The sequence below is a fragment of the Acinetobacter sp. SM1B genome (assembly GCF_003289665.1).
GTDB lineage: Bacteria > Pseudomonadota > Gammaproteobacteria > Pseudomonadales > Moraxellaceae > Acinetobacter > Acinetobacter schindleri.
On sequence record NZ_QMBM01000003.1, the window covers coordinates 22,749 to 32,204 of the forward strand.

The window sequence follows — 9,456 nt, forward strand, 5'->3', positions numbered from 1 at the left end:
AGACCACTTTTGATGCTGACTTTAAGCCTAATCACTGTTAGGATTTGGGCACACTTTTGCTTGTATTGGCGCCATGGAACTGCTTGATTTTATCCTACATGTAGATGACCATCTGCTTGAATTCATCACCAATTATGGGGTGTGGATTTATGCCATTCTTTTCCTGATTATCTTTGTAGAAACGGGACTGGTAGTCATGCCTTTCCTGCCGGGTGACAGCTTGCTGTTTGCTGCGGGGGCACTTGCAGCATCTACTGGGGCCATGGATCCGTGGGTACTGATTCCGCTCCTATTTGTGGCAGCAGTACTGGGCGATACGCTGAACTATCATATTGGCAAGTTCATTGGGCCGCGTGTGTTTGAAGTTGAATCGCGCTTTATCAATAAAAAACATCTGCTAGCAACCCAGCAATTTTTTGCCAGACATGGTGGCAAGACGATTATCTTTGCCCGTTTCGTGCCTTTCGCCCGTACCTTTGCTCCTTTTGTGGCCGGTGCTGGCAGCATGAATTATAAATACTTCCTGAGCTATAACGTGATTGGTGGTTTTTTGTGGATCAGCTCTTTTGTGATTTTGGGTTATCTGTTTGGAAATATGCCAATCGTTAAAGATAACTTTACCTATTTGATCTTCGGCATCATCATTATTAGTGTATTGCCAGGCATCTTCGGTTTTATTCAACAAAAACTGAAAAAGAACAAAATGGCTTAAATCCTGATCGCTGAATTCAGTTAAACAAACTGATGATCAGCGGAATCAGGCAAAGCAGCACAAACAGAACCGACCCTTTATATACGAGGTCGGTTTTTATTTTCTCAGATTTCCCTGCCAGAATTGCCTGACCAAACGCCATCCAGAAGACAAACACCGGTAATGTCACCAGACTAAATATCGCGAAGACCAGTACGAAATTAGTTGGATTTTCCCAGGTCGCCATGGGAAAAATACCAGAAGCAAACAAAGCCGCTTTAGGATTCTTTAAAGTCGCAGTAAACATCTGCCAAGGCCGGATCATCGGGTGCTTATGATTATGCTGCTCTAGCTGCCTGGCTTTAAACAACCGGAAGGTCATCCAGCCTACAGTAATTGTGCTCAGTATATGCAGCATGCCCTGGAAATTCGGCCAGATCGGGACAGCAAGATGTATTAGCAAGGCCCAGACATTAATGGCATAGAAGTAACCCAGCAGAATAGCAGGTATATATAAACTGGTTCTGGCCTGACCATGTTGATGTGCCGCACTGGCAACCAGTGCATTGCCTGGGCCCGGAATCATCAATACTGTAATTACAGCCAGAATAAATAGCCAGTTTTCGATCATACGCAAACTTACCGCAAAGAATGGCGCAACATTAACGAATCTGCTCAATATATAACAAGATGAAAATTCTCATAAATTTGTTCCGAGCAGTCATTCCAGCTAGTTTTATATGCATAATAACGCCCCTTTCCGGACTGCGATGCTAAAAAAATGCCGACCTCAGTCAGCATTTTTATTTTCTATCTTCATCATTATGTTTTTGGTACAGCCTGGCGAATGATCAGTGGGCAGCTCTTATAGCGTGCTGCCTGAACAATCGCTTCCTGCTCACCTAAAACACGTGCCAGTTCGGTCTTCTTGGTATTAGAGGACTGACCCATATTCACTGAAATGCTCGGCCCAATGCCCCAACCACTATGGCTACCCCAGCCACCACCTACACCGACGCCTACGCCAACACCCGTTCGTTTCGGCGCTTGTACACCATTGTCGATATACTGCTGAATACGGTTATATTCGCCTTGCAGCTGACCGCAGTCATAGGACTGGTATTGGGTTGGCGACACATAGGTCGGCTTGACGGTCGTAGCACAGGCACTTAACAAAGTCAGGCCCACGATGCCAAGACTGAATTTCATGAGTTTCATGCTGGAATCATCAATCTTATTTTTGCTCAATCTCATTGAACAACGATTGATAGGCCTGAGTCAATTTATGATCAGTAGCCAGATGAATTAAGGGCTGATTTTTCTGATGGGATTCTTTCATGACCACCGATGGTGGCAACATATTTTCCAATACTGGCAAGCCCTCATCTTTCAGCTGTTGCACCACCTCACGTGGCAGTTTGGCCTGAGCCTGAAATTGATTAACCACAATCCCTTCAATTTCCAGACGGTTATTATGGTCGTCCTGGGTTTCGATGACATTTTCAATCAGGGTATGCAGGGCACGTTTGGAAAATACATCACAGTCAAAGGGAATCAGTACCCGATCTGCCGCAATTAAAGCTGATAAGGTAAAGAAATTAAAAGCCGGCGGCGTATCAATAAACACCCGCTCATACTGACCCGTTAACTGTTGTAAGGCATCACGTAGTTTATAGATCTTATGTTTGGATTCCAGTGCATGTGCCAGTGTGCCGAGACTTGGGCTGGCTGGAATCACATCCAGATGTTTAAACGGTGACTGGTGCACATAGCTTTCCAGGCCTTTAGTGCGGGTTTTTAGAATTGAGCCGATGGCATTGCCAATCAGACCCTTGTTCTGCTGGCTGCCCAGCACTTCATCAAAATAGTTTTCAATATTGGGTTCTAATGCAGGCTTGTCTGCCGAATAGGTTGCATCATCACCAAGCAGATACTGGCTGGAATTAGCCTGTGGATCGAGGTCAATGAGTAAGGTTTTATGCCCCTGATGTGCACTGATTGCTGCCAGATTAACAGCAATACTCGACTTCCCCACGCCACCTTTTTGGTTAAATACCACACGTGTACGCATTAAAACCCCCTATTATTTTTATCAATCTATTTTAAATTTAGCCAAACAAAATGATGTTATTTTCTAGCCAAAAGTTGGCTTGATAATCACCAGTGCCATAATTGCAGCTAATGAAATAATTGCAATAACCAGGCCAGCACGACGTTGAACCAGCAGGACAGAATCATCTTTTTTATAGGCTTTCATCAAAGATGACACCAGTACCAGAAATAAAATGACCTTGGCATAGAACCAGGGTTGTACTTCAAAGTTTTTTATCACTAGCGAAATGACACCCGTCAAAGCAATTACGGCAAGTGCCAGATGCTGCAAGGCAACAAATAGCTTGCGTGCGACCGGATTAGGTAAATTGCCCTGTGTACCAACAAACAAGGTAAATGCACGTGCCAGAATCGCGATAATTGCCAGACTGGCCGCTGACATATGGATAATTTTGACTAATAATTGGGTTTCCATATGTTCCTCTTAGTTTTTTGGGGCATGTGCACATTCAGGACTGGTCGTATCCTGACCGCTCCACTCTTCTGGAACAAAAGCATGGATTGCTAATGCATGGATTTTTTCCGGGCTCAGTAAATCGCCTACTGCGGCATAGACTTTCTGATGACGCTGTACCTGACGCAGGCCTGCAAAAGCTTCACTCACAATTACCGCTTTAAAGTGTGATTCCTTACCCGGGTAATAGCCACCGTGACCAGAAGACTCATTTACCACCTCAAGATGAGATGGAGACAGGGTAGCCAGACGCTCTCTTAAGACTTGTTCAATACTCATGGCCTTCTCCGCAATTACAAATGATCCAAATTCTATTCAGTATACCCTGTTCTGTCATGAGTTTTACTGTACTCAAGGAGAGTTAAAGGTTGCCAAGGCCCTGTTTTAACAAAATTTTGCATAAATTTTGTCGATTTATAGCGCTGAATTGGCTGAATTGATTTTATTTTATGCAAACGGTGCAAGATTTCTCATAAAGTTATTGACCCTGTTTTTGCATGCTGTATTATACACGGCATGCGGGAATAGCTCAGTTGGTAGAGCACAACCTTGCCAAGGTTGGGGTCGCGAGTTCGAGTCTCGTTTCCCGCTCCAGATTCTTTTTTGTTTAGTTTTTTAATAGTAAAAAATTATTCGACCCTGCGGGAATAGCTCAGTTGGTAGAGCACAACCTTGCCAAGGTTGGGGTCGCGAGTTCGAGTCTCGTTTCCCGCTCCAAATTCTAAAAGCCCTGATCGAAAGATTGGGGCTTTTTTATTGTTGATTTTATTATATTTTTTAAAAACTCTCCTTCCTTTGTTATTCGATTCAATAAAAAATATTCTTAATGTAATTCGTATTTTGTGACCAAGATGTGACCATGGCGTGCCCACAACAAAAAAAATGGTCTCAATTGATCTTAAATGTCCTCAATCGATCACCACTTTCAGAGCTTTTTTGAAGGCAAAAAATCACCCTGTTCTCTTCCAAACAAGGTATTTTTTACCAAATGATCAATAATTTGTGACCATTTCACTTTTTGATGTGACCATTTGTGACCAAACTACTCACTAACAGATTGTTCTTTATTGTCTTTTTCAAAAACAAATAAATCCCCTACCTGTACATCCAAATAATCACAAATTCGATCGATGGTCTCCAAATCAATTCGAGTCAATTCGCCATTATAAAGCTTATGCAAAGTTGTCTTATTAATGCCTGTACCACGAATTAAGTCAGCTACACGCATTTTTCTTTCAGCCAACAATATTGGTAGCTTACAAATAACCATTAATTTTTCCTCTAATACAATGAAAATTTAATTGCATTTAATTAAATTCGAGGTTATTTTAGGTCTAAGGATGAAAAATTCCTTACATCCGATGAATTACGCTAGGAATACAATTATGTCATATACCTATCTCACAGCCCAGCAACTGGCTGAAAAAATCCAGTACGACGCTCGTACCATTCGCAACCAGCTGAAGGACAGTGTCTTTATTGAAGGTGTTCACTACATCCGTCCTTTTGGTGGCCGCAAAATTCTTTTTGTTTGGGAACGTATTGAAACTGAAATGCTTAAATTCACTGGTTTAAGCATGGATGCTTTGCAATAAGGCTTAGGAGGTTTAACTGATGGCTACCATCCGGGAACGAAGTGGCAAACTGATTGCCGACTTTCGCTACATGGGCATTCGTTGCAGAGAAACAACCAATCTTGAAGACAATGCTTATAACCGTCGCATTTTGAAAAAACGTCTCGAACAGCTTGAAGCTGAAATTACTTTGGGAACTTTTGAATACGAAAAGTACTTTCCAAAAAGTAACCGTGTTGAGGAGTTTAAGGAAAAAAGAAGTCAGCAAATTGCTGTACAGACCAAAGTTCCTCTTTTTAAAGAGTTTACTGAATTGTGGTTTAAGCAGAAACAAGTTGAATGGAGAACCTCATATCAGCAAAAGGTTTCAATTGTGATCAAAAACTATTTGATTCCTGCTTTTGGTAATCAGGTTCTCTCGAAAATCAAGAAGTCAGACTTGCTGAACTTCCGTGCCTCTCTCGCCAAAGTGACACACGGAAAAGATCAAACAAGTCTGAAAGCATCGAGGATCAATCAAATCATGACGCCTTTACGTATGATACTCAATGATGCGGCTGAACGATACGAGTTTGAGTCGCCTTATAAAAATATTAACAATCTGAAGGAAAGCAAGATTGAAGTCACACCTTTTTCTCTGGAAGAGGTGCATAAAATTCTTACCACAGTGCGTGAAGACTTCCGCCCCTATTACACCGTTCGCTTTTTTACGGGTATGCGTACCAGTGAAATCGATGGTCTGCAATGGAAAAATATCGACTTACAGCGTCGTGAAATCCATATCAGAGAGGCGTTAGTGAATGGTGTGCTTGGTGGAACCAAAACTTATGGTTCTGACCGCACGATCCAGATGAATGACCGCGTTTACCAAGCCTTTCTCCAACAGAAAAGCTTAAATAATGGTAAATCAGAGTTTGTTTTCTGCAATCGTGATGGTGGACCTCTCGATTATCGTCTGGTGAATAAACGTGTCTGGCATCCGATCTTGCGCTTTCTAGGATTGAAGTCTAGAAGAGCCTATCAAACACGCCATACAGCAGCAACTCTTTGGCTGTCAGCAGGAGAAAATCCGGAATGGATCGCACGTCAATTGGGACATTCAACGACTGAAATGCTGTTTCGAGTCTATAGCCGTTACATCCCCAATGTTACGCGCCGCGATGGCAGTGCATTTGAAGCCATGCTGGAAAAACTAAATACAGAGGAGCTTGCACATGAATAGTAAAGCTTTCTTTGGTGGTGTGGTCGTCAGCCCTGAAGCAGATATGGTCGCTCGTGAATTAATCCATGAGCTACACATTCCCAAACTTCACAATCTAGCTTTTTTGTTGGAAATCAATAAATGCTTCGATGATCACCAGGCGTTGAGACTCTGGTTACAGCGAATGTTGGATGAAGGGCAAGCCCATTACGATGACTTGGCCCAACAGGCCCGTCTCCGCTTAATGAGTCTCGCTCACTAATAAAACAAACACAGACAGAAGGTCATCCAATCGATGACCTTAGTCCCTCTATACCTATAAAAAGGTGAACACATGCATAAAGATATTTCAATTTGGATGCCACTCTATATTGGCGACCTACAGGCAAAATTTGCACGAATGACGGCAGAACAAATTGGTGCGGCACTGCTGTTAATGATGGATTTCTGGAAAAATGGTGCCATTCCTCATGACTTAGCTACTGTATGCAGCATCACGAAATTACCTCAGCACACCAAGGCTAAAACTTTGTTGAATACGCTGATGGCTCTGGAATTGTTTGAAGTCGAGTCTGAGCAGATTCATTCAAGTTTTTTAACCAGTTTAAAAAGCCAGGCATTGCAAAATCAGCAAATGAAATCTGATAAAGCTAAAAATGCAGCTCAAGCACGCTGGAATAAATCCGCAAGTAATGCTCAAGCATCAACTAAGCAACGAAAAGTAAATACTCAAGCAGCTCCTGAGAAGAGCCCGAGTATTACTCAAGTCATGCTTGAATCATGCCCTTCATCTTCATCTTCATCTTCATCTTCATCTTCATCTTCATCTTCATTTTCAAATTTTGAAGAAAAAAATGAGAGTTTTTTAGAAAATTCAAAATGGATTTAGGAGATCAGCCATGAAAACCATGCTTAAAACACTCCAGTTTCGCGCAGAAACAACAGAAACACTTTGCCCTACCCATCATATACCCCTGATGGAAATTGCAGGTCACAGGCTCTGTAAATTGTGTGCCAAAGAAACCGTCCATCACTCACATGCAGCCTATGAGGATGAACTGCAACAGCGATTGCTACAACAGAAAATTAGAAATTCAGGACTTAATAAACGATACCTGGATCGTGGCTTCAAGAATTATGTAATTGCATGCCCTGCACAAGACAATACCATCAAGCTATGTCAGGCCTTTGCACAGCAAATTATTTCTGACCACAACCCGAACATGTTGATGATTGGTACACCGGGTACAGGTAAAACCCATCTGAGTGCATCAATTATTCGCAACATTCTGCATAACAGTACAAAATCTGCGCGCTACTATACCAGTGCAGAAATTGCTCAAAAAATGATGGACACCTGGTCAGATGCTTCACGTTCTGAGAAGGAAGTTATCGACCATTTCTCTAGTTTTGATTTATTGGTCATAGATGAATATGGCCTGCATGACCGGCATGAAAAACGCCTGGAGATGGTGCATAAGGTTTTGTATAGTCGTTATGACAATATGAAATCTACCCTGCTGATTTCCAATTTCACAGTCCAAAATATGCAGCGGGATTTAGGTGTAAGATTATGGTCTCGGTTACATGAAAATAATTTGATTGTAGTGCCGTGTTATTGGGATGATCGAAGAATAAGCGGATAGCCAAACTCTTTGCTTAAGCCAATTATCTTACTGAGATAATTGGCTTTTTTATTACAAAAATTATTTACAGAAACTCTCGTTTGCATAAGTATTACTGAAGATAATACTTCAAAGCTGCCTATAGGGCAGTGAACCGGGATGCTTCAATGCCGCAATACTGAATCAATTTCTAAGCTGCCTATATGGCAGTGAACGCTGCTTCCAAAGGCGACTGGTAGTTATGCTGTTTCTAAGCTGCCTATATGGCAGTGAACCGAAAAATGGTCTCTTGAAAGTGTTCTGCAATTTTCTAAGCTGCCTATATGGCAGTGAACTAATTTTGAAATTCTCTGACCAATACTCACAATTTCTAAGCTGCCTATATGGCAGTGAACCTCACACGATGACGCAAATGCGTAGCTCGAATTTTCTAAGCTGCCTATATGGCAGTGAACATGTCTTTGCTGAAGCAGAGGGCTTATTCAGTTTTCTAAGCTGCCTATATGGCAGTGAACGACGCCCTACCTGTTTCGCTGATTCCAATTCATTTCTAAGCTGCCTATATGGCAGTGAACTGAGCTGCTTTGAAAAGTTCTGATTTCTTCATTTTCTAAGCTGACTATATGGCAGTGAACACCGAATAAACAGAATATAAATTGGAGCATGTTTTCTAAGCTGCCTATATGGCAGTGAACTTGATGACAGTTCAAAACTCTTATGAAACTGTTTTCTAAGCTGCCTATATGGCAGTGAAGCAAAAGCAGAGATGCGGAGTAAGGTCATGACATTTCTAAGCTGCCTATATGGCAGTGAACGCGTTGGAAACTACAATTTCCCAGCTTTAGAATTTCTAAGCTGCCTATATGGCAGTGAACTCAAATTTGGCTTTTCCATAGATATTTGTATTTTTCTAAGCTGCCTATATGGCAGTGAACTGCTGCATTGCCAATTTCTTCAACAACGACAGTTTTCTAAGCTGCCTATATGGCAGTGAACTATGGCTTATCTGAAGGTGAGGTTGAAGGCTTTTTCTAAGCTGCCTATATGGCAGTGAACTGATCCGGTTGCGCGTACTTATTCTGGGATGTTTTCTAAGCTGCCTATATGGCAGTGAACATGAACATGGCACTTTAAAAGCTGCTCAGACATTTCTAAGCTGCCTATATGGCAGTGAACCTGAACTTCAGGCTTTTATTGAGGCTAATACTTTTCTAAGCTGCCTATATGGCAGTGAACCGCGCTCGAAATATCGAAACAGGTGAAGTGCTTTTCTAAGCTGCCTATATGGCAGTGAACTGAGCCAAATACTTACTCGAAACGCTATGCATTTTCTAAGCTGCCTATATGGCAGTGAACTTCGAATTGGTCGTTTCGGGGATGCTCTTGGATTTCTAAGCTGCCTATATGGCAGTGAACGCAAAACAGTCATATCAAATGGCGTGTTGAAAGTTTCTAAGCTGCCTATATGGCAGTGAACGCATACTCTAGAGTCTGAAAACTTCTCACACTTTTCTAAGCTGCCTATATGGCAGTGAACCCACCAGAAGACATGTAACTATCTACCGGATATTTCTAAGCTGCCTATATGGCAGTGAACTAAACCAGCGGCGCTTGTAGATGCGGACGGCATTTCTAAGCTGCCTATATGGCAGTGAACCTATGATTGTTCTTTGTTTTTTATGTATTTCATTTCTAAGCTGCCTATATGGCAGTGAACTTAAAATACCCATAATGCCCATAATATCGGAATTTCTAAGCTGCCTATATGGCAGTGAACACTAGCAATAAAAAGGGAACTG

General features: G+C 41.9%; 12 protein-coding genes, 2 tRNA genes and 1 CRISPR repeat array. Of the genes, 8 read left to right on the top strand and 6 right to left on the bottom strand.

Annotation, left to right across the window (positions count from 1 at the left end; genetic code table 11):
- Nucleotides 1-73 precede the first annotated feature (73 nt).
- On the top strand, nt 74-712 hold the full coding sequence (locus C8322_RS13420) for a DedA family protein (protein WP_004895339.1): 639 nt from the start codon (nt 74-76) through the stop codon (nt 710-712).
- A 16-nt stretch (nt 713-728) separates the two neighbouring features.
- On the opposite strand, the gene C8322_RS13425 is transcribed toward C8322_RS13420, so the two are convergent.
- The 5 genes from C8322_RS13425 to C8322_RS13445 form a co-directional block, all read right to left on the bottom strand.
- Nucleotides 729-1,322: a LysE family translocator gene (locus C8322_RS13425; RefSeq protein ID WP_111810789.1), complete on the bottom strand. Its 594-nt coding sequence runs from the start codon at nt 1,320-1,322 to the stop codon at nt 729-731.
- A 191-nt stretch (nt 1,323-1,513) separates the two neighbouring features.
- The gene (locus C8322_RS13430; protein ID WP_111810792.1) at nt 1,514-1,909 is read right to left on the bottom strand and encodes a hypothetical protein; all 396 of its coding nucleotides are present in this window, start codon (nt 1,907-1,909) and stop codon (nt 1,514-1,516) included.
- Between the two features lie 16 nt (nt 1,910-1,925).
- Entirely contained in the window at nt 1,926-2,762 is an 837-nt protein-coding gene (locus C8322_RS13435; RefSeq protein WP_111810790.1) for a ParA family protein, read from the bottom strand.
- Between the two features lie 63 nt (nt 2,763-2,825).
- Nucleotides 2,826-3,218: a SirB2 family protein gene (locus C8322_RS13440; protein WP_004895347.1), complete on the bottom strand. Its 393-nt coding sequence runs from the start codon at nt 3,216-3,218 to the stop codon at nt 2,826-2,828.
- A 9-nt stretch (nt 3,219-3,227) separates the two neighbouring features.
- Nucleotides 3,228-3,536 carry a BolA family protein gene (locus tag C8322_RS13445; RefSeq protein WP_004814186.1) on the bottom strand — a complete coding sequence of 103 codons (309 nt, stop codon included), beginning with the start codon at nt 3,534-3,536 and terminating at the stop codon, nt 3,228-3,230.
- Nucleotides 3,537-3,775: 239 nt separating this feature from the next.
- Here C8322_RS13445 and C8322_RS13450 point away from each other — a divergent pair.
- Together C8322_RS13450 and C8322_RS13455 are read left to right on the top strand one after the other, a co-directional pair.
- Nucleotides 3,776-3,851: transfer RNA gene (locus C8322_RS13450), tRNA-Gly, on the top strand.
- A 47-nt stretch (nt 3,852-3,898) separates the two neighbouring features.
- Nucleotides 3,899-3,974, top strand: a tRNA-Gly gene (locus tag C8322_RS13455).
- A 325-nt stretch (nt 3,975-4,299) separates the two neighbouring features.
- Here the strand turns inward: C8322_RS13455 and C8322_RS13460 are convergent.
- The gene (locus tag C8322_RS13460) at nt 4,300-4,527 is read right to left on the bottom strand and encodes a helix-turn-helix domain-containing protein (RefSeq protein ID WP_004895349.1); all 228 of its coding nucleotides are present in this window, start codon (nt 4,525-4,527) and stop codon (nt 4,300-4,302) included.
- A 115-nt stretch (nt 4,528-4,642) separates the two neighbouring features.
- Here C8322_RS13460 and C8322_RS13465 point away from each other — a divergent pair, with 115 nt between their 5' ends.
- The 5 genes from C8322_RS13465 (at nt 4,643) to C8322_RS13485 (ending at nt 7,678) form a co-directional block, all read left to right on the top strand.
- Nucleotides 4,643-4,852 (top strand): hypothetical protein, encoded by a 210-nt coding sequence (locus C8322_RS13465; protein WP_000122748.1) that lies wholly within the window; start codon nt 4,643-4,645, stop codon nt 4,850-4,852.
- A 19-nt stretch (nt 4,853-4,871) separates the two neighbouring features.
- Complete coding sequence (locus tag C8322_RS13470; RefSeq protein ID WP_004895354.1) at nt 4,872-6,053, top strand: site-specific integrase; 1,182 nt, start codon at nt 4,872-4,874, stop codon at nt 6,051-6,053.
- Nucleotides 6,046-6,294 carry a hypothetical protein gene (locus C8322_RS13475; RefSeq protein ID WP_004895356.1) on the top strand — a complete coding sequence of 83 codons (249 nt, stop codon included), beginning with the start codon at nt 6,046-6,048 and terminating at the stop codon, nt 6,292-6,294. Before C8322_RS13470 ends, C8322_RS13475 begins: the two co-directional genes overlap by 8 nt.
- 72 nt (nt 6,295-6,366) lie before the next feature.
- Nucleotides 6,367-6,921, top strand: coding sequence for a DUF1376 domain-containing protein (locus C8322_RS13480; protein WP_111810791.1), 555 nt, complete (start codon nt 6,367-6,369; stop codon nt 6,919-6,921).
- A gap of 10 nt (nt 6,922-6,931) precedes the next feature.
- Complete coding sequence (locus C8322_RS13485; protein WP_004895361.1) at nt 6,932-7,678, top strand: ATP-binding protein; 747 nt, start codon at nt 6,932-6,934, stop codon at nt 7,676-7,678.
- Between the two features lie 106 nt (nt 7,679-7,784).
- Nucleotides 7,785-9,434: a CRISPR direct-repeat array (repeat unit 28 nt; unit sequence TTTCTAAGCTGCCTATATGGCAGTGAAC).
- Nucleotides 9,435-9,456: the final 22 nt, after the last annotated feature.

What these genes read in the sequence shown, in the direction of transcription:
- C8322_RS13445 (WP_004814186.1), bottom strand. Translation starts at nt 3,536, where the DNA reads ATGAGTATTGAACAAGTCTTAAGAGAGCGTCTGGCTACCCTGTCTCCA.
- C8322_RS13465 (WP_000122748.1), top strand. Translation starts at nt 4,643, where the DNA reads ATGTCATATACCTATCTCACAGCCCAGCAACTGGCTGAAAAAATCCAG.
- C8322_RS13460 (WP_004895349.1), bottom strand. Translation starts at nt 4,527, where the DNA reads ATGGTTATTTGTAAGCTACCAATATTGTTGGCTGAAAGAAAAATGCGT.
- C8322_RS13425 (WP_111810789.1), bottom strand. Translation starts at nt 1,322, where the DNA reads ATGATCGAAAACTGGCTATTTATTCTGGCTGTAATTACAGTATTGATG.
- C8322_RS13480 (WP_111810791.1), top strand. Translation starts at nt 6,367, where the DNA reads ATGCATAAAGATATTTCAATTTGGATGCCACTCTATATTGGCGACCTA.
- C8322_RS13440 (WP_004895347.1), bottom strand. Translation starts at nt 3,218, where the DNA reads ATGGAAACCCAATTATTAGTCAAAATTATCCATATGTCAGCGGCCAGT.
- C8322_RS13420 (WP_004895339.1), top strand. Translation starts at nt 74, where the DNA reads ATGGAACTGCTTGATTTTATCCTACATGTAGATGACCATCTGCTTGAA.
- C8322_RS13470 (WP_004895354.1), top strand. Translation starts at nt 4,872, where the DNA reads ATGGCTACCATCCGGGAACGAAGTGGCAAACTGATTGCCGACTTTCGC.
- C8322_RS13485 (WP_004895361.1), top strand. Translation starts at nt 6,932, where the DNA reads ATGAAAACCATGCTTAAAACACTCCAGTTTCGCGCAGAAACAACAGAA.
- C8322_RS13475 (WP_004895356.1), top strand. Translation starts at nt 6,046, where the DNA reads ATGAATAGTAAAGCTTTCTTTGGTGGTGTGGTCGTCAGCCCTGAAGCA.
- C8322_RS13435 (WP_111810790.1), bottom strand. Translation starts at nt 2,762, where the DNA reads ATGCGTACACGTGTGGTATTTAACCAAAAAGGTGGCGTGGGGAAGTCG.
- C8322_RS13430 (WP_111810792.1), bottom strand. Translation starts at nt 1,909, where the DNA reads ATGAAACTCATGAAATTCAGTCTTGGCATCGTGGGCCTGACTTTGTTA.